Source organism: Thalassospira xianhensis MCCC 1A02616 (genome assembly GCF_003326475.1).
GTDB lineage: Bacteria > Pseudomonadota > Alphaproteobacteria > Rhodospirillales > Thalassospiraceae > Thalassospira > Thalassospira xianhensis.
The window spans coordinates 116,043-135,513 of sequence record NZ_JPWA01000003.1 but is presented as its reverse complement, the minus strand read 5'-3'; the positions used below and the strand labels follow the sequence as shown (position 1 = coordinate 135,513).

Genomic DNA, 19,471 nt, shown 5'->3' with positions numbered 1-19,471 from the left:
AATTACCCAAGATGCTCGAGCATTGAGTTCACTGTCTCCCACATCGTATCGGTGGACGCATCAATGATACGTAATCGCTGCGGTATTCCTGTGGCTTTTTCAAGTTCCGCATTGGTTGGCCATCCGTTGCGGTCACTGTGATTGATGTCCTTAAGAACCCCACAGTAGAGAATATCGAAAATATCCCTGATTGTTATCCCGGCTGCCGTCCGCGGTTTAATCATGAAATTCGGCCGCCCGTTGTATGTGTCCTCGGAAGGAACATAACGCCGCTCCAGACAAAACAGGTAACGGGGAATATTGTTTCTTTCGATCCTTGCAACAATCGCACAGAGGTTGCGGGACTTTTCTCGCGTTCCAAGTCCAATTGTCTTTTTCCAATCGGTCGGAAACTCAAGCATACCTATCGAACCACTGTGGACGGGTAACCAGTCATGCGCAAGAGTATGAATGTTGGCTTCACCATTCTGGTGCATATTCCATAGAACCGTTGCCAGATCCGGAAGCGGGAAGCTGATTTCAGCACCGTTTAAGCTTCCCCTAAGATGTAGCGAGGAACTGCCCTCAGTGACAGGCGACAAAGAAACGATATGTGCTTCGGGAAATGGCTCCGGACATTTTCTGAAGATTTCCCGAACAGGCCCTTCGTCTAAAGCTTCGTCATTTGAACGGACATTTTTCACCTCGTAGTCTGGTGCATAATTCTGAGCCACATAATGGCCCGCACTCTGAAGCATTTCACCAAACGAAGCTTTTTCCGATTCAGTTGGAGTGACCATATATTTGGGACCAGTGGTCTCGTCCCCGTCATTTTTCTCCCTGACAATCTTGAAGTTCAAATCCGCATGTGCGGGTTTGCTATAAACTTCATTGCCTTTGAGCTTTTCCAAATATTCCTTCTTTTCGGGTGAGGGTGGTGAAACCACAGCCCCATGAATTTTGTTTGGATAGGATTTTTCGATAACGGGTATGCCCTCTGAAGCTTGTCGCGGCTCTCTTTTCTTTCGTTCGGGAAGGACCAGCTGGATATCCGTGGTTTTTCTCTTTGCAATAACCGTGGTAAGTCGAACAACATCTATCCCGGGCTCGTTTTCAACCCATTCAATCTGTTGCCGTTCAGGATCAAGAATCTCGGTGTTTAATTCAACTTCGTTACCATAGAATTCAACGCCAAACGGCTTGTCGAAAGGCAATGGAATTTGTGGGGGAGAAATTTCCCACGGCATATCTAGCAAGTATTTTTTGAGTAGCATTGTCCTGCACCGAGCCACAACTCGCAGAGCAGCTTTGCCGTAAGAATGGAGCCCTAACAGAACTTGGGCTGCTTTAATCTTTCCCTCATCATTAACGTAACGCGACTTCGCTTTTAGGGCTCCCTGATCTGTATAATATGGAGTTTCCCGGAACAGCATTTCGTATGGCGACTTGGTCGCGCCATTAAGCAAAACTATCGTCAATTCTGATGATCGGTCCAAAATATACCGCAGCAAATCTGCACTACTGATCTGGAACGTTGTTTGGAACTCTCCATGTTCGTATTCTCGAACCTGTTGCCTTTCAGCCTCAACAAACCAATGTTTTCTCACGAAACCATTGATCAATATTTGAGGTGTCGGCATGTGCGATAGAAATTTCAGGCTTGCTCCGTCTTCTCGAAGCCAAAGCAGGTCTTCATATTCGTCAATGTTCCAGACATATCGGATTTTTGAAGGATCAAGAATCGCTCTGAAACGATCTAATGATTTTGGAAGTTGATTATCCTTCAGCGGCCAAATGCTCCCTTCTTTTAAATCCGGGAACTGTCGCGCTGGAAATCTTCTATATATGGCCTTGTCGTACTGACTTCTGGCTAATCGATAATCGGGCTCTTTAACTTCGATTTCGTCTGACCGATATCCGGCTTCAACTGGCACAAATCGGCAAACAACCCAGATCTGGTCTGCACGGAAACCCTGAGCCATGGAGGCTACTGGGTCATGCGTAAAACCGACAATATTGGTTAAAAAATGAGGTTCTGCGAAAGGCTTCTCAGGATCATAAATCGGCGTCTGAATGGAAGGGTTTTTCTCACTCATTCACTCTCCTGTCGCTTATCGAACATCTTGAATATTTCGACATGAGGGCCTCGCTCTCTGGCGTGCAAATAGGGCTGGAGCCCTCTTTCACTCCGGTGCCCTGTTACCTTGCGGATATCGCGTTCCTGCACACCAGCCCAATACGCAGATGTTGCAAATCCACTTCGAAGCGAATGGCCGGCATAATCATCCGGATTTTTGCCAATCACCTTGAGTTGACGCTGAATCAGGCGGGCAACATACCGATCCGATACGGGAGCGTTGATGACCCCGTCATCGCGAATGCGGCAAAAACAAAAATCTGTTTGCCCCGAAGTTTCAAGTCGCCAGCTTCTCATCGCTTGCCAGGCACAAAAATCATTGTCTAAACGTGGAATCACTCGAGTATCGGAGTCCACGGAGTTTTTTATCGGCCCCAACACAAAGCGAAGTATCTGATCGTCAAACCTGACCGCATTCCATGTCAGGCTAACCAATTCACTTCTACGCAATGCCCCCGAGAAGCCAAGCAGCAGCATGGTACGGTCCCGGCGTCCCTTGATTGACGAGGGCAACACGGAAAGCATTTGGGATATCAGGTCAGGCGTTAGAGGAAGCTTTGCATTGGAGACACGTGCACGGTGGCGCGCTAGCCCTCTGCGAAACCTTTTGATTTCATGTTTCGGATCGGTAAGAGGTGTGCCTTTTTTTGCCAGAAAATGACGTATCGAAGCCAAATCCAGTCCGAGCGAAGAAGAATTCGTTATTTTCGCACGTGCAGTCAGAAACAAAATGACGGTTCTTGGCGAAGCGATCGCTTCCTTGATCCCATGTAGAGCACACCACTCCTGATAACGCTTCCAGGCTGATTCATATTTTGCACGTGTTGCGGGGGCCAAAGCCGCATCCATCGCACGACCGGCTTCTGACGCCAGTTCCAATATATATTGCCGTCGGTTTGTAACCATTGCCACAATCCAAAAAGCATTTAACCAACATATCTAACAGGTTGCCCTGAAAACAAAACAAGAACAAGGCCCTTTTATCATTTTCATTTTTCGGACCTACCAATTCCAGAAGCCGGGATGTCGTCTTAACCTGATATGAAGAATTTCATCTGACACTCTCGTAGTCTTTATCTCAGTATGACCGGTTAGGATTTGTGACCGGTCAAAATACGCCTTGGTTGACTCACCCCCCTGTTTTGGTTGACTCACCCCTCGTATTTGTTGACTCCACCCCCGGATTTGGTTGACTCGCACCTCGTATTTGTTGACTCGACCCTTATTTAGATTGACTTTACTCGTCAAATGGTCGATCCTGAAAACATTAAGCCCGGCGGTATCGAAGTTCCTCGATAGAAGCGCCGGGCTTTGGATTCCAACACGGTTTAACGGGTGTATCATGCCGCAAAAGTTGTCGACATCCGGTCAGCTTGTTGCTGAAAGCATTCATCCTGGAAAAGATCTGGTCATTCTCGCGCGTGCAGCTTTAAACGGCGACAATACGACCTTGCGTCGGGCTCTCTCAGAACTGTCCCGTCATTACGAAGGCCCAGACCGTGATGAGGTTCGAACCCAGCTCTCCCGACTGACCCACCAATCCGCAAAGCAATTGCGGCCGTTGCAAAGTGCCGACCGGCTTCCGGTCGATGCCAAATCTCGCACCCCCCTGCTGCAACCCGGAAGAGACCCGCGCGACCCTCTTTTAATGGAAGACGAGGTCAAAGAGGAACTGGACCTTATTCTTGAGGAATTCAGTCATGCTGAAAAGCTGAGTGCCAAAGGACTTGCGACCCGCAATACCCTTCTTTTGTACGGCCCTCCCGGCACGGGCAAAACTCATATCGCCCATCATCTCGCTCAACGTTTGGGACGACCTTTAAGTATTGTCCGGCTTGACAGCGTCATCTCATCTCTGCTCGGTGATACGGCCAAGAACATAAGATCTCTCTTCGACTATGCTGACGGCACCAGTGCGATCCTGTTTCTGGATGAGCTCGATGCACTTGCAAAGTTTCGTGATGATCAGAAAGAACTGGGCGAATTGAAACGCGTGGTAAACACGCTGCTTCAGGGGCTCGATAATCTGGAACCAACCACCATTGTCATCGGGGCAACAAATCATCCTGATATTCTTGACCCGGCAATCTGGCGGCGCTTCACACACAATATCGAAATAAACCTGCCTTCCCGGGAGTTGCGGTGCAATCTCTGGAATCTTTACCTGTTTGAAGACCGTGGTGATCTGCGCGTGTGCGAAGCTCTGGCCAGATGTTCTAAAAATTTAAGTGCATCAGATATCAGGGAAATAGCGCTTGCTGCACGCCGCCGCTCTATCGTAACCGACACGCCAATCGATATTCCGCAGACAGTGATAGCTGTTATCTCAAGTATTGCAGGCAAAATACAACGCCCCAAAATCACGCCTTTATCTACTTCGGAACGAGATGCTCTTGCAATCCGGCTGTCTCAAAAAGATGAAATCCGGCAGGTGGATATCGTGAACTTACTTTCAATGAAGAAACAAATTGTTTCTAAGATGTTGAAGACATCTGAAAACAACCATTAATATGTATTCCTCAACCGGAGGAATACATATTGGTAGGCGATCGTCCCGTATTAACAAAGAACCCCGCTCTGAAACTGCTTGTCTCCGCGAATAAGACAAAAGCGGAGAGTTCAGGTTCTTCTGAAATGAACGACGTTCGAAAAGCGCGGGTCGCGGACTATCAACGGCGTTTGCTCTCAAATCTGGATGAACTCATTGAGAGCTATTGGGACCTCCCAAATCATGCCGGAAAAGTCATCTTGTGGTTCCGACTGCACGATGATGCTGCTGCACCCAGCCATACGCCCAAGAGTCTATTGAACACGATAAATTGCATCAATCTGGCACCGTGGCGTGGAGGTTATCTGATTGAAATCGGGTTAACCGGACTGGATGAGCTCAAAACACGGGTGCAATCACCCCCAAAAGGCGCTCTTCCGGATATTGCAAACATTCTTGCAATTGAAAGCTTTCCTGATGCACTTGGTCAGGAATTCAAGCAGCGCCTCAAGGAGTTAGAAACTCTCTCCAAGGATGAACAGGGTTACAGCTGGTTTCTGTTATCCTTGGCACCATATAAGGATGCTAGAAGTCGAGATGAGGCAGAAAAGTCTCTCAAAACACTGCTCTCTTCAGGTTTCGTCCTGACTGCACCAGATGAAGTCTCAAGCGAAGCTATTCCTGTGCCGATAGAGGAAAGTACGCCAGCGACATCGCAACAGGTGCTCAGCTTTAGCACAGAGCAGTTCGCGACAACTCAAATCGTCGCAGGGTTGAGCGAAGCCAACCAACTCGAAAAACTGATACTGAGCGGAAGCATCGGGCGATGGGAGGCGATTTCTCAACCAATCGGCGTCAGCCCGGGCGACGGGCAGGAACCAGACAGTCCTTTGCCAAATATTGAGAACGCGCCGATCGTGGCTGTAGTGGACGGAGGCTATCACAGAAATTTCTATCGATATGCGATCGCCTGGGATGAAGACAAACTCGTATCAGACGGTGATGCTGACAGACGGCATGGAAATGTTATCACCGCCCTCGTTGTAGATGCCTCTGGCTGGAGCTCAAACCTAGCTATTCCGAATTTCCCCTGCCGGGTTGGGATTGTCCAAGCGGTACCAGCTCGAAACCGATTAGTGTCTCCTCCTTTAACGCCTAATCGCATCGCACGTCATCTGGCCGAAGCAATGTCCAGGCATGACGATACATTTGTATGGAATTTCTCCGCCAATCTTGATCAGGAGGCACATCCTTTCGATGTAAGCGAGCTTGCGCATTCGTTGCGACAGGTAGCACGCCACTTCAACAAGCTGCTGGTAATTTCGAGCGGCAACAGAACCGGGAAGGCCCCCGAGAGGATTTCCCCTCCAGCTGATTGTGATTCAGCTTTAGTCGTTGCAGGTCGGAGTCACGACATGTTTGGGCAGGTGGATGACGCGTGTCATGTATCAAGGAGTGGCTTTGGCCCGGATGTAATGTTTAAGCCAGATCTAAGCTGGTTCTCCCGTCACAGAATTCCCGGTGGAAACGAAGAGACCGGCTCAAGCTTTGCCGCACCTCTGGTATCACGCCTAGCAGCCCATTGTTTCGCAAACTTGAATGAGCCAACCCCCGACCTTGTGAGGGGATTGCTATTGAATGCTGCCGATCAACCAGCTGGAAAATTCTGCCGTTACAGGGGATATGGATCGCCAATTCGCATACCGGAACCTTGGAACTGTCCAGAGAATACGGTCATCCTATCCTGGAAGGCTGAAATGCAGGCCGGAATGGAGTATCTCTGGCCAAATATCGCCATTCCACCGAGCATGCTCAGAAATGGGAAGCTTGCCGGTCGCATACGTCTGATCGCCATTCTCGATCCAACAATTCAACGACTGGGGGACGAATATTTTTCGTCTCGTGTTCAGGTGAGTATCGGTTGGCGAGATGCAACATCCAATAAATGGAAGAACCTGCTAGGTGTAGACAAACCGGAAACCTATGAGCATGTCGCCCGCAAAGACGAGCAGAAATGGCAACCTGTTCAATTTTTTGACAAAGTTTTCAAGCGTACAAATGTTGATGTCGATCAGCTATCGGTTCGAGCCCAGATTTATTGGCGTCACAAATTCATGTATGATGCCAATATTCTTCAGGAACGAGAACACCCGGTTACGTTCGTACTCTCGCTGGAATCTGAAGAAAAATCTGCAGATACCTACAACCAATTTCGCCAACTAATGGGTATAAACGTCGATACTCTGACAACAGAAATCGATGTCGAAGTACAATAGTCTTGTATACTTTATTTTTCTTAGAAATTGCGCCACATATAAAAAAGAAATCTTCTGAAAAGACACCAAATAAATGGACACCATGACAATGAATTGTCGATCATCAATGTTTGAGAATTCTGTTCAGTCGATCAAATTGGGAGTAGAGGACTTCAGCGCAAACAACAACCAACGGGTTCTTTCTGCTATTCGAAATTTTTACTCCGGCCTTTTATTGCTGGGCAAAGAAGTTCTAATCACTTCTTCTCCAAATTCAGATCCGGATCTATTGCTCGCATCGAGCTATCAACCACTTCCCGATGGCAAGGGTGGAATGAAGATCAATCCAAGTGCTGCTACGATTGATTTTGATCAGCTACTGAAACGTCTTCGACAATTTGGAAAACCGGTAAGCAAAGAGGAAAGGGGAGCTCTTGAAGACCTCAAAGAAGCACGCAACCAGATTGAACATGGTCATATTCCGCATGGACACGAAAAGCTGCGTGAACTGATTTCCTCACTATTCCCACTTACAATCAACTGGTTTGAAATTCTTGGAGAGGATCCCAAACATCACTTGGATCATGCATACGCGGTCATGCTGGAAATGCATAAAGTGTTTGAAGCTGAGTTGCGTCGATGCAGAAACTCATACCAGAACGTGGACTTTTATTCAGACTCCCTGAATGGCGAAGCCTTGATCTGTCCGTCCTGTGGCTCGACGCTTATTGAGCAGCTTGCCAGTGAAAACACTAACCAAAGCAAGATGAAATTAAGGTGCCGTTCCTGCGGAACTACGCCCGAAGCAGAAGATGTCATTGTCGAAACGCTAGAGACAGTTCTTGGCTACGAAGCATACATTCGGATGACAGACACTGGCGAAGACGGGCCTATTTACTTATGCTCATTTTGTGGAAAAGACACATTTGTCGATTTCGAGGAAACTTGCGCTGCTTGCGGTTATACGGTCGAAATGAAGAATTGTGCCTTATGCAGCTCTAACATCGAAACCGAACTACGTCTTGAGGGCAGTGATCTCTGTGGCTACTGCCGATATAAAATGGAAAAAGATTGACGTGTAGGGGCGTCAAAGCACGAAACGAAGCCGTCGGGTTCTATGCGTTTTGGCTGTTATTTTGAGAAAGTTTGGCTGCCCGGCCTTCTAATTCACCCAGATCACGAATGATCGACTGAATTTCGGCAATTTCTACTTCTGAAACCGAATCCCATAGCTTCTGGGGCCGATCAATGAGTGACCATTTCAACGCATGAAATCCGTTCCAAGCCAATCCCATCCAGCTCGCATAGTTAGCGTTGAGCAGGTTCTGGGTCACATAAACCTTACCTGCATTCACCGCACTTGAAGTGCCATATCCAAGGGCAAGCATCGTTCGAAACCGGGGTGACATCTTGCCAGGCATCGTGTCCAGCAGCGTTTGCCCGAACATGGCATTATTTTTGGCAACCTGTTTGCCAACGTAAAGTGCGCGCATAAGCGCTTCCATGATTGCCATTGGAACACTGGTGACAATGAACTGGCGAAAATCATAGCCTTTGACATACATCCATTCTATCTGTCGGCCAAAATTTGAATCGCCCACCTGAATGCCTTCAAGCATTCGCAACAATCCCATGAAAGGTGCAGGCAGCCCCATTCCGCGGTTGCCATTTGCCGACGGAGCATTAACATCCGAAAGCAAATGCCCAAGCATTCGACCGACCATCTGGAAGATATTTCCCTCCATTGGGCCACTTTTTCCGGGGATTGATTTGATTTCACCATCCACAACGACCGTACAGGTCCCGCGGATCATATCGAGAACCCCGAAAATAATCCCCAATACAGGATCATGCGCCAGAGATCTCAGTCGATGATTAGTCGGATTAATAGTCTTGGGTGCGGCCCCGACCAATTGCGAAATTACAGACGCATCTGCTGAACCAATTTTGTAGATTTTGTCTAGTTCTGCACTCAGTTCTGGAGAAATCGCAGCATTGAAAGCGTTTTGAACCCACCGATTGAATATTCCGTCCACAGGGGTCTCAAAGGCAGTTGTCGGCTTTAATGGTGCTTTAACACAAAGCAGATCAAGCATCGCCGCGAACAGTCCGCATGAACATGCTATGGCATAGTCCAAAGCATCCAGATCATATTGACGGTTGAATGCCTCTATCTGACGACTAATCCGCTCTCCAACGGCACAAAGTTGTTCATCTGTCAGCAAGTCGGTGAGTTCAACGGGACCTGCATGTACTGTTTCAGCCTCGGCAAATATCTCGGAAATACTGGTTTGAATCCGAATATTTGGCTGAACCACAGTTTCGGACATCTCAATTGCCGAGATCTTCTCCCTATGTGCCGCCGTAAAATCCGCCCCAAACCCCTCTAGAGCAAGCCGTGCGCTCTCAAGTTTGGCACCTATGGTCTGATGCCTATTTTCCAAGTTCAGCGATCTGTCTTGAAGCAGCTTTACGGCTTTGGCTTCCTTGTCACTGGCCATTTGTAACGGCTTTCTCGGGGGTTGCTCCCTTGTCCGCCTTCTGCGTCAAAAGCTCAATAGCCATAGAAATTTCTGCAATCTGCTTTTCAAAATACTCTGCATTTCCCAGCAAGGTCTTTTGTATATCATACAAACGCGCAATTGCTTCACGTAGGATGGCCAATCGCTTGGCTGTTCGCCTCTTCTTGGCAATTGCATAACCACCGATGCCAAGCAAGGCGATAGGTGCTGCAAGAACACCGATACCTGCGACCATTCCCCCACCAACCAAGCCACCGGCTGCGGCAAGACCCGACGTAATGCCTGAAGCCGATAGACCTGCGGTACCTAAAGCTGACAAGGCGAAGAAAGAGCCGGTTCCACCAACGCTGGCACCGACAGCTGTTGCCACACCTTCTGTGATACCTGGATAATCTTTCTCCAAAGAGCCGAATATTTCCTTGATCTGTTGACTGGCGTCATCGCCAAGTGCTGCAACATCAACCTCAACCACTTCAGCAGGGGTTTCAGGAGAAGTATTAACAATTTCATTCATGCTCTTTGTCTCGTCTGAGTGATGCAAAAATCTAATATGCTTGAACACTGAACGAAAATGAAATGAAAATTGAATTTGTTTCTATACACTCAATCTATGAGAGCGTTCACCTAGGGGACAGTTGATGAGAAAGCTAGACGAGACCGTCATGGAGCCATGCGACATTGTCCTCACTTCAGACTCAGGATTTACGAGTAGGGTCGTCAGAAAGCACACGGACAGCGATATTTCCCATGCAATGTTATACGTGCAAAATCACGCGCTGATTGACTCCACCGGCGATGGCGTGCACACGAGCAATACGCAACGAAACCTGTTCACCGACGATTGCACTTTGTATGTTCTCCGCCCACGCACTCCTTTGTCCAATGCTCAAAAGATTTCCATTTTGACTTATGCGCGCGCGCAGACTGGTACCAGCTACGCAACCTTTCAGGCTGCAGCAGTTACGCGTTTGAACCCGCTCAAACCAAGTACAACAAAGTCAAAAAAACAGTTCTGTTCGAGACTTGTTGCGCAAGCATATGCGAAAGCAGGCATTAATCTGATTGAAAACCCAGATTACTGCAGCCCGGACGATTTGAAGACCTCATCACTATTAGAATTCGTTCCGACAGCCATACGTACAGCGACAGAAGAAGAAATAAACTTCGCCAAGAAGAGCTCAGATACCACAGCTTTGATGCGCGAAACGACCAATGATCTGTTGAAATCAGCGAGACAGAAAAGCACCAAGATAGAAACCCCCAATGACATCGACGAACACCTCTTTCAAAATCCCTCAGATGACCAGTATATGACTGATGCTCTGAAGCTCTCTGGTTATTTGGATATCTGGCGCCATGACTGTATAAAAAACCCTTGGCATTATGATCTCGACCTGATGATGAAAAGAAAAAATATAAATAAGACTCATGAATACTGTATAATTATTACTTCATATCGAGACCTAGACGACAGGTATCTTATTAACAGAGGGGTATATTGCACCTACTACAAATCACGCGACCTTGAATACTTTAAAGAAATGTTTGAACTATACGATCTCCTTCTCGAACTTGATCGAACACGCTTGGAAGTTGCCAAGGCTTGGCTAGCACATCATCACGGTACCGAAAATGATGAACATATCTTAGAGCCACACTCGACTGATTGGTTTGAGTTGATGGATAAATGGGATCCAGTCACCGCCCAACAGATACGCTATGTAGTCCAACAAGTGAGCACAACAGAAGTCTGTGGCATCTGTGGCGACACTCCTGCAGAAGACTACCGCCTGGCACCCGAGCAAAGGCCGAAAGGCGGGATTGATACCTACCGACTATGTGACGATTGCCTCGACATTCGGAGCAGATTGCACGGCGAAAACTACGCGCCTATGAACGAAACATGAGTCTTTTGTCCGGAAACAGTCATTAACGGACAAAATCACCCCCGAAACAATCGGCGATCCGCCTGACTTGCATGAGCCCTCGTCACATGCGGCCTGATATCACCGGAACCCTTGTCTCCCGGCCACATCGCCCGTATAGTGGTGGTTCAAAAATTTAGCTGACATCTCCGCGCTCGCGACCCTAAATGCTCCCGGAACGCCCTTGTGCGAACCGGGTGTTTGTATGTGCTTCGCACACACCACTTCTCCGGCCGGCTTCTTCTATATGCTTCTCGACATCTTCTAGACCTTCAACCTAGGAGATGATTGATGTCACACACCTATCGTAAACAGAAGGGAAAGCGGATCGACGAGCGTCATTGCGACTATCCACAACCGCGCTTCCCGAACGGTGTCAACAAGGAGTGGCGCAAGCGCCGTGTCCACACCCCCATGCGTGTCCGCGAGCGCGCATATTTACGCCATATCCTCAAAGGCGAGGACTGGAATACACTTGTTCCGCTGCCTGATCGATTGCCTATGCCATATTACTGGTAAGGGAGAACGTCGTTTGACAGTGTCCGGAACGAGGCAGATATTAATAATCTGTGCTGTTGGTAACGTTTGGTCGTCACGACCTCCCCCCGACAGACATATGCCAAAACCCGTTCTCCGACGGGTTTTGGCTTTAGTCACTGTTTACACACAGCTTCGCGGACAAAATGCGTTCCGTGGTCAATCTGACCCGTGAAGGACCAACCCCAAAACTCCAGACCAATTACAGGAGGCAGGGCATGACGAAAACCACACTTACAAACCAAGAAGTGGCCCGGAATTTTGCCATGGCCAGACAGGCTGCGGAAAAAGGCCCGGTCTTGATCACAACAAATGACCAACCCTCTCATGTCCTGCTGACATATGCCGACTATGAGCAGCTGGTTACGAACACGTCTGAGCCCAGTCTGGCCTCCCTTTTTTACAGTCCAGGGGCAGCCGATGTTTCATTCAACCCTGAGAGGATTGATATCAAGTTCCGGTCTGAGTCGTTTGAATGAGAACAGAGTGGCAAGAAGAGATCATTTTTTGATGCACAACGATCGATTATAAATCAATCTTAACAAGGCCGATTACGGCACCTTCCTCATGCCCTTGTTTTTCTGTGCCGGGCAATGAGCCCGATATCTCAAACCGATTTTTTTATGTAAGTATAGGGTTTTGTCTAGCTATATTGGGATACTTCTTCATTATAGTTCCAGATCGCATCGCATTCATCGAAAACCTTTGAATTTAAGAGCCTATCAAATTGACGGTGCTGTCCTTCTCTAAATCTTTCATGCTGTGTATAGACTTTATTCTATCTGAAACATTCTTCAAATTAATAGTCATCTCTTCCTTAGCAATATTATCAAACAATTCACTTTTTTCTTGAGTCATTGCAAGACTAACAGCCATTGGCTTGCGTATATAAATCTTTAGGTAGTTTTTTGTGTCTTGGTTTAATTTCGTTGATTTCTCTATCGAAATTAATGCCTTCTCATATAAATCAACAGCATCTTTGAAACGTTTTGCTCGATATCTTACATAACCTCCAAAAGCAAGGTCATCCGGAAGCGGGTTCTTGTATACCTTGAAAGCTTTGTCAATTTCTTTATTTGCACGATCCACATTTCCTTTTGCCATATCCTCCCAAGAATTACTAATCTTTCTGGCAATATACATTGACTTAAACAACCTTGATATAAAGCTCATATTACCCATCCATATTATCTAGTAATTCCATTGCTTTGAACATTGCATTAGTAACCTTCTGCCACTTTGTTTTCAGGTGAGGGTTAGTGGTACTAGCTTTAAAATTTTCTGCAGTCTGTAACTGTTCATAAAACTGTTCCTCATCCCATTTTGTATCCATGGTATCTGAGGACGCTCCCGATAAAGGGTCTTTACCGAACACATAAACTTTTCCATCGACATTCGTTGTAATAACAAAATCATCAAGGTTTGATTTTACCTCAAAGACTTCACCTGATGCATTGTCAACGATGGAACCTGAGTCCGATTTCGACCATAAACCTTTAGTGTTTGGCGTTGCCGACTTTAACAAAATGGCCAGATCAGGGCTTTGAGCAAGTTTCGCCACTGCCTGCAATGTTTTTGCCGAAAGAGTACCCGCAGCAGTACCCACTCCACTTGCGTAACCGACAAGCTCGGCCTGGGCTTCACCAAAGACTCGCGAACCCTCACGAACATTGCCTTCTGCATAGAGTGCATTCGCCTGCTGAAACTTCTCCTGCAGACCGCTCACAATCGTGTCGGGCAATTCATCGATATGAGCCATCAGATCGACGAAACCCTCAACCCGTTCCTGGTTTCGCAGTTGAGCCGCACTATCACCCAAGGGAGCCATAAACGCATCATTAACAAATTGCGTCAGGGCTTGTGCCCCTTCAACTATGAATTTAGCCCGACCTTCATTGGCACCTGAAAGTGCAATCCGGTTGATGCCTGATGCTATGGAAGTTGCCGTTGACTCCAGCCCCCATTGCAATTGCTGCAACTGGGTTTTTTGGGCTGTCAGTTCTACACGTTGTGTTTCCGAAAGGGCAGGGTTACCAAGCTGGGTCTCTACCGATGACAGATTATCTCGAATTTCCGAATAAACCTGAGCGGCCTGCTGAGTTGTAGCAGTCAACTCCAGAATCCGGGCAACCTCCTGTTCACGAGGTGTCTGGCTATCCCAAAATCCGCCTCCTCCAATCTCCCTGTACTTGCTGTATTGCAGCGCGTCAGCCAGGGCCAGCGTTGACGGGCGAACGACACCTTTAAGCGCCTCGGCTCCCGTTGGAGTATAGTCCGCCAGAACAGTGTCGTAGAAGTCCCGGTTTTGTGTGATTTCTCGCGCGAAAAGTGCTGAGTTGTTAAAGTGATCGTCCTTTTGCAAAAAGTTGAGCTGGTTGCCGAGGCTGTCGACAAAGGAAGCGCCGTGCTCAGCAATCATTTCATTAAAAGCTTGTGCCACTACCTCTGCGATTGCTTCATTGCCAGACGGCGGCAACCCTGCCTGTTTGTCAGCATCGACACGGCTCAGAGCTTCAATCCCAAGAACTTCCAGCCATTCAGCCTCGGTCATTCCTTCCTGACCAGCAAGCTCCTTGGCTTTCTGTTCAATCGTCACGATTTCATCGGTATGGAGTTGACGATTGTAAGTCGCCGCTTGCCGTGCTGTGAATGCAGCCGTATTAACCGCGTCGGCATCGCCTCCTGACAACGCGACAGCCAATCCGGCTACAAGACCGGTCAATTCGGCTTGCATACCAGTTTCGTCAGTTGTGCTGCCCAGTTTATCTCCGAGAATTTCTTGTAGCCCGGCCCCAATTGCTCCAGCAGCACAGTTCTGGCTTGATAACTGCCCGATCCCGCACCCAGCGACAGCATGCAGGACCACTTTACGAATATCGCCTTCGTCAATTGATTCAGATACCGCGAAATCACCGATGGTTTTTGCCAACTGTGCCGAAGCAACGTTGGCGATGGCACCGACAATATTGAATTTGAGATTATCGGCAAGTTCCCCTCCGTTGATTGCTGTTTGCGCAACCGTATCGCTAAGCGTTCTGATAGTCTGATAGGCAACCTGGTCACCGATTTCGGCACTGACACGGAGATCAATTCCCAATTCACCGGCCATTCCTACAGCCACTCCGGCGGTTACCATTGCGGTTGCAAGCGAGCGAAGCGAATCTGAGGAACCAAGCTCCTTGAGAACGGCACCCAAATCTCCCTGATTGTTGATCAACGAGATCGTGGCTCGCGCCGCCAGCGCTGTGAATCCTGCACTGGCAGCTGCACCAACTCCTGCTGCCACAGCTGCACCTGCTCCCGCCCCGGCAGCGGCTGATTGGGCCGCAGCGGCAATCGCAGCAGCAGCACCGGTCCCCATTGTCACGATGGCAACGGCAATCGCAATGATGGCTGCCCCAGCACCACTCAGGCCCTGAGCTTTGTAATCCCAGTTTTTGTGGACTTCCTGAACGGCATGCCAAGTGGCGTCATCCCGTTCCATCATCTCGCCCATCCACTCCAGCCCCGGCGTTGCGGCGAGAGCGGTAACGGAATCCTCAAGATTTCCGGTATCGCGATATTCAACCACAACACCATTGCCCGCATTGATCACCAATCCGCCATCAGCGGTGATTTCCGTCATGACCACCGTTTCGTGATGATGGCCCCTGTCTTTGGTGCTGAACCAGACAATGCTGGAGCCTTCGTGCGTGACGCTCTTTTGATCAATATCGTTTGCCGAGAGAAGTGCGATATTTCCCTCATCTGCTACCAGACGGGTTTCACCTCCGCTATCAAGCTTGGCTGCACGAAGCGTAAGATCTCCTTCTTGCGATGTCAGAGTCAGATTTCCGCCTGCCGAAACCTCGGCTATATTGTTTGTCAGCTCAAAACCGGTTTCTTCGGTCTTGGATGAACTGAAGAAAGACTTGCTACTGCGTTTGGATTCATACTGATAGACATCTTCCGTCGTCGTGACGGTAAGGTCTCCGCCTGCAGCAATGTCAGCGTCTTGACCTGCGGAAACCGAAGATCCCGCGATGGTAGTATCATTGCCAGACACAATAGAAAGATCTTCTCCGGCACTTATGCTGGAGCCAATATTTATGGTCCGGTCTGTTTTGATAGAGCCCTTGGAATAGGTAAAATGATGCCGGTGTTGTGCTTCGGCGGAACTGACAACAACATCGCCACCCGCCACGATTGAAGCAGAACCATCTGATGTGACATCTGCACCCAGAACGCTGATATTCCCCATTGCTGTCAGATCAAGATTATTTTTTGCCGAGATGGAGCTTCGTTCCCCGACAATCGTGCCGATTGCGTCGACACCGTTTCCAGTACGCGTCGTTTCAGTCAGGTTCACGATGTTGCCACCCTGGAGGTCAACATCACCGCCTCGAATCACGCCACTGATATTGGCAAGGGTACCAAGCGCTCCAAGATTCAATTCATCTGCAGCAACAATCGACCCGTCATTGACAATATTGACCGCGGCAAGATCGATATTTTTCGCCTGTATCTTACCTCCGCGTTCGGAGAGGGCGATGTTGCTGGTGTTGCTCAGATAAAGCCTTGGAACCAGGACTTCCTCGCCGTCGATGATTTCTGTGACATACCAGACAATGTCATTTTGGAGAGACGCGATCTGTTCACCGGTAAGGCTGACACCGGGAGTTAACTCTAGATTGCCTGCTTCTATTGCGGCGTTGTCGATCAGTCGTTTCATCATATCGGCATCGGACAGGGCGCCGTCTGTCAACCAGCGTGTTCCAGCCTGTTCCAGAGCAATGTCACGAATAAGCCGCGTATCGTAGAAGGCGTCCCCCAATCGCTTCGGCAGAGCTTCTGAATCATCAATGCCCAGACGGGACAGGAAGTATTCCGAGCCATAGAAAAGTCCGGGATCGGCGAAGATCGGATTTGTCTCATAGAGATAGGGAGAACTCTCCGGTGCCTGTAGAAAGAAACCAAGCCTGTCGGGCGAAAGCAGATTTTCCCGACTTTCGGCCAACTCTCCCGGCAATAGACTTGCCGGGCGCTCGACATTGACAATTGTCGTACTTGAATGGCTGAACGGGAAATTGCCGTTCAGGTTATTTTGCGTATCGCTGCCCGCACCTTGGGGCAAATCATCACTATTGGAAACGCTGCCCGCCAGATTTCCCGTGATATTGCCACCTGCCGAAATAGTGGAAGGGATGCTGTCGATAATTTTGGTGGAGAACAGCGTACTGCCTGTTCCCGTTCGGAACAGCATGCCGGTTCGTGCCCATCCGGCGACACGAATACCTTCAGTATTGTTGTAGGATGTCCCCATGGACATGCGTTCTTTAATATCCAGCCCCTGGTTGACCAGATTTGTGCCACTGATATCGAGGTCGTTAGCTGCGCTGATTGAGCTGATATTGTTGGTCAGGGTGTTTGTGACATCAAAGACAATGTCATGGCCCGAAACGATCGACGCCGGATTATGCTCGCCTTGCAATGAGTCAGTATCGATATAGAGGATCATTTGGCCGCCGGAAGGCGGAGCTTGGGCTTCGTCGGGGATGTAGAGAGTCCAGTTTTCCAGACTGAAGGGGGCGCTAGTACTGGATGGAACATAGCTTTTCCATCCATCCCCTGTCAGATCTGTCCAGGACGTGACACCGGCTGGCAGATAGTCTGGGTTAGGAACGAGAACATAACCGACAGAACCGCTATCCCAGAACTGATCGTACCCTCCATAGCTTGTATAGTTGGAGAAAAAGCCATAACCGCGGTCGAGCAAAGTTGTAGCCTGCTCACCTTTCCAGAAATTATAGCGTCGCGTCTCTCGTGACGATGTAATGGTTGCTGTGCTTGTATTTTCTACGTTATCAGCACGAAAAGTTATATCGCCCTGTATTGTCTCGATTTTACCGCCTGTATTGCGGATAAGCGTGGCTTTTGTGCCTGAGGCACCCACACCTTCCAGAACAATGTTTTGTTTCGACCCAATAAAGCCCTGATTGTTCAGTAATTTATCGGACTTGATAAGTATATCTGCGCCGGAAACCAATGTGTTCGAATTGGTAATCGTCTGTTCTGATTTTAGATTTACGTCACCCAACGCAGAAATAGTACCGGTGTTAGAAAACCCAGCCTTCGCACTGGCACTTATCGAACTTTGAGCAAGAATTTTTCCTGCATTGTCGATCCTGCTGTCTGATTCCAGTTCCAGCTCTTCCCACGAGGAAATAGACGCATCGGTGTTATTCAGAATATCACCCTGCGCCGTCAGGGCGACCGCACCATTATCCGATGAAATGATTTTGTTGTTCGTAATCTCGCCGTCTGCACTGAGATGGACGGTACCGCTATCAGCTGAAATCACGTTATTGTTGATGATGTCTCTGCTGGTATGCAGGTTGACATCCTGATCAGCATCAACAAAACCCGAAACAACAATATCCCGGGCTTCCGCTACGATTTCTTTGCTTGCATAAAGCAGGCTGTCTGACTTGACCTCAAGGCTTTCGGAAAGGTCTGCTGCAAGCGAGCCTGCTCCGTTGCTATTGCCGCTTTCATCCAGGCCGGCGGTAATGCTGCTTTCTTGTTCGAGCGTTAGATTCCGGGCGTTAACGTCGATCGACCGAGCTGATGACAGTTGTTGACCTTCATTGATCACAACATCTTGCTGTGCCGTAACGGAGGCATCCTGGGCAGCATAGAGCTTCTCATCGATCACAACATTTTCTTGTGACGCGATATTCACATTCGCAGCCGAGGTGATTTTTCCGGTGGTTACCGTTCCGTCTGCATTAATGACGATATCGCCCGTATCAGACACCATGTTGGTGGGGGCGCGAACACCCACCCCTGACTCGGTCCCAATCAGGGAAATCCTGTTGCCATACATGCCGCCTAGAGCTTGGCTATCGATTGCAAAGCCTGGCTTGCTGGTGCCGTTATCTGCCTTGGGCGTAATGGTTCCATTCCCAAAGGCGACGTCGTTACGCCCGGCGATAACCGATATTTCTTGTCCATGAACAGCCGCATTAATATCCGCAGCCCGGGCGATAATATCAAAATAACTGCTATCTTCCGCGTTAGCACCATCTCCCTCAATGCTGATACGCCCCTTGTCCACCGAGAAACCATAAAGCTTCCCGTCGTTAAAAACCGGATTACCGGTGGTGAAGGTCGCACGCGGAATATTGATGAAACCGCAACCGTTACAGGTAATGCCGTTATTATTACTTAAAATGAAATTCGCGCTTGGGCCTAAAACTTCGATCATCCCCATGATGGATGATGAGTTGCCGCTGGTGACCTCCCCCAGGATAGTCTTTGCTTCATTCCCCAAGGTTAAATTGGGATTGCCAAAGACATGGCCGCCTAATTGGGATTGACCAACAACAGCGCTGTTGTTCAGGACCACGCCATTATGGTCGACATCAAACGTTTTGAATTTGTTGTGTGAAAGGCCGTTCCCGTCCGGCGTCGTAATATTGACGACGGGGACACCGTTTGGTGCCGTATCCATGGAAGCCTGATGGTTCGACGGAGCAGCTGTATCCACAATCACATCGGCATAGGCAGGTGCCAGTTGGTTAAAGAGAACCGAGAGGACGGAGAGTGATATGATGAACTGTTTGATTCTAAGCATTGTCCGGTCGGGC

Annotated in this window: 12 protein-coding genes; 6 read left to right on the top strand and 6 right to left on the bottom strand. The window is 48.6% G+C overall.

What is annotated here, in order from left to right; translation table 11 throughout:
• Window positions 1-2: 2 nt before the first annotated feature.
• Together TH5_RS04305 and TH5_RS04300 are read right to left on the bottom strand one after the other, a co-directional pair.
• Window positions 3-2,075 (bottom strand): hypothetical protein, encoded by a 2,073-nt coding sequence (locus TH5_RS04305; RefSeq protein ID WP_114120831.1) that lies wholly within the window; start codon window positions 2,073-2,075, stop codon window positions 3-5.
• Window positions 2,072-2,995: a tyrosine-type recombinase/integrase gene (locus TH5_RS04300; protein WP_167443461.1), complete on the bottom strand. Its 924-nt coding sequence runs from the start codon at window positions 2,993-2,995 to the stop codon at window positions 2,072-2,074. The genes TH5_RS04305 and TH5_RS04300 overlap by 4 nt, the downstream gene beginning before the upstream one ends.
• A gap of 463 nt (window positions 2,996-3,458) precedes the next feature.
• Here TH5_RS04300 and TH5_RS04290 point away from each other — a divergent pair, with 463 nt between their 5' ends.
• From TH5_RS04290 to TH5_RS04280, 3 genes are all read left to right on the top strand, one after another.
• A complete protein-coding gene (locus TH5_RS04290) occupies window positions 3,459-4,625 on the top strand; it encodes an AAA family ATPase (protein ID WP_114120828.1) in 1,167 nt (388 codons plus the stop codon).
• 29 nt (window positions 4,626-4,654) lie between these two features.
• Complete coding sequence (locus TH5_RS04285; RefSeq protein WP_147250052.1) at window positions 4,655-6,880, top strand: S8 family serine peptidase; 2,226 nt, start codon at window positions 4,655-4,657, stop codon at window positions 6,878-6,880.
• Between the two features lie 73 nt (window positions 6,881-6,953).
• Window positions 6,954-7,934 (top strand): hypothetical protein, encoded by a 981-nt coding sequence (locus TH5_RS04280; protein ID WP_114120826.1) that lies wholly within the window; start codon window positions 6,954-6,956, stop codon window positions 7,932-7,934.
• A 40-nt stretch (window positions 7,935-7,974) separates the two neighbouring features.
• Here the strand turns inward: TH5_RS04280 and TH5_RS04275 are convergent, their stop codons facing one another.
• Together TH5_RS04275 and TH5_RS25775 are read right to left on the bottom strand one after the other, a co-directional pair.
• Entirely contained in the window at window positions 7,975-9,360 is a 1,386-nt protein-coding gene (locus TH5_RS04275) for a hypothetical protein (protein ID WP_208638398.1), read from the bottom strand.
• Window positions 9,350-9,895, bottom strand: coding sequence for a hypothetical protein (locus TH5_RS25775; protein WP_208638397.1), 546 nt, complete (start codon window positions 9,893-9,895; stop codon window positions 9,350-9,352). Before TH5_RS25775 ends, TH5_RS04275 begins: the two co-directional genes overlap by 11 nt.
• Before the next feature lie 124 nt (window positions 9,896-10,019).
• On the opposite strand from TH5_RS25775, the gene TH5_RS04265 reads away from it, so the two are divergent.
• The 3 genes from TH5_RS04265 (at window position 10,020) to TH5_RS04260 (ending at window position 12,322) form a co-directional block, all read left to right on the top strand.
• Window positions 10,020-11,288 (top strand): C40 family peptidase, encoded by a 1,269-nt coding sequence (locus TH5_RS04265; RefSeq protein ID WP_114120825.1) that lies wholly within the window; start codon window positions 10,020-10,022, stop codon window positions 11,286-11,288.
• A gap of 309 nt (window positions 11,289-11,597) precedes the next feature.
• Window positions 11,598-11,825, top strand: a complete 228-nt coding sequence (locus TH5_RS25270; protein ID WP_147250051.1) for a hypothetical protein — start codon at window positions 11,598-11,600, stop codon at window positions 11,823-11,825.
• Window positions 11,826-12,061: 236 nt separating this feature from the next.
• On the top strand, window positions 12,062-12,322 hold the full coding sequence (locus TH5_RS04260) for a type II toxin-antitoxin system Phd/YefM family antitoxin (RefSeq protein ID WP_147250050.1): 261 nt from the start codon (window positions 12,062-12,064) through the stop codon (window positions 12,320-12,322).
• Window positions 12,323-12,554: 232 nt separating this feature from the next.
• Here TH5_RS04260 and TH5_RS04255 read toward each other — a convergent pair whose 3' ends face one another.
• Window positions 12,555-13,016, bottom strand: a complete 462-nt coding sequence (locus tag TH5_RS04255; protein ID WP_114120823.1) for a tetratricopeptide repeat protein — start codon at window positions 13,014-13,016, stop codon at window positions 12,555-12,557.
• A 1-nt stretch (window position 13,017) separates the two neighbouring features.
• Window positions 13,018-19,458, bottom strand: coding sequence for a two-partner secretion domain-containing protein (locus TH5_RS04250; protein ID WP_167443460.1), 6,441 nt, complete (start codon window positions 19,456-19,458; stop codon window positions 13,018-13,020).
• Window positions 19,459-19,471: the final 13 nt, after the last annotated feature.

What these genes read in the sequence shown, in the direction of transcription:
- TH5_RS04260 (WP_147250050.1), top strand. Translation starts at nt 12,062, where the DNA reads ATGACGAAAACCACACTTACAAACCAAGAAGTGGCCCGGAATTTTGCC.
- TH5_RS04265 (WP_114120825.1), top strand. Translation starts at nt 10,020, where the DNA reads ATGAGAAAGCTAGACGAGACCGTCATGGAGCCATGCGACATTGTCCTC.
- TH5_RS04275 (WP_208638398.1), bottom strand. Translation starts at nt 9,360, where the DNA reads ATGGCCAGTGACAAGGAAGCCAAAGCCGTAAAGCTGCTTCAAGACAGA.
- TH5_RS04305 (WP_114120831.1), bottom strand. Translation starts at nt 2,075, where the DNA reads ATGAGTGAGAAAAACCCTTCCATTCAGACGCCGATTTATGATCCTGAG.
- TH5_RS25270 (WP_147250051.1), top strand. Translation starts at nt 11,598, where the DNA reads ATGTCACACACCTATCGTAAACAGAAGGGAAAGCGGATCGACGAGCGT.
- TH5_RS04290 (WP_114120828.1), top strand. Translation starts at nt 3,459, where the DNA reads ATGCCGCAAAAGTTGTCGACATCCGGTCAGCTTGTTGCTGAAAGCATT.
- TH5_RS25775 (WP_208638397.1), bottom strand. Translation starts at nt 9,895, where the DNA reads ATGAATGAAATTGTTAATACTTCTCCTGAAACCCCTGCTGAAGTGGTT.
- TH5_RS04280 (WP_114120826.1), top strand. Translation starts at nt 6,954, where the DNA reads ATGGACACCATGACAATGAATTGTCGATCATCAATGTTTGAGAATTCT.
- TH5_RS04255 (WP_114120823.1), bottom strand. Translation starts at nt 13,016, where the DNA reads ATGAGCTTTATATCAAGGTTGTTTAAGTCAATGTATATTGCCAGAAAG.
- TH5_RS04250 (WP_167443460.1), bottom strand. Translation starts at nt 19,458, where the DNA reads ATGCTTAGAATCAAACAGTTCATCATATCACTCTCCGTCCTCTCGGTT.